General features: G+C 53.2%; 1 protein-coding gene. It reads left to right on the top strand.

All coding sequences use genetic code 11. From position 1 onward, the window contains the following. The coding region (locus tag CHH91_RS19475) for a hydantoinase/oxoprolinase family protein (RefSeq protein WP_286160868.1) at positions 1-222 on the top strand (222 nt) is incomplete at both ends.

Here is a 222-nt window from a genome sequence, read left to right as displayed (position 1 = left end):
GCCATTGCCGTTGATGTCGGCGGCATCCGCACCAACTTCCGCATGCCAGATATTCTCTCAGTTGGCTTAGGAGGCGGAACAATCATCCGTATAGACGAACAGGGAGCAATCACGGTTGGCCCTGATTCAGTCGGCTATCGCTTATTGCAGGAAGCGCGCTCTTTTGGAGGCGAAACATTGACGGCAACGGATGTGGTGTTAGCTGTGACAGACACAACGATT

The organism is Virgibacillus sp. 7505, from assembly GCF_002272135.1.
Lineage (GTDB): Bacteria > Bacillota > Bacilli > Bacillales > Amphibacillaceae > Terribacillus.
This window is presented reverse-complemented; position numbering and strand designations above follow the sequence as displayed.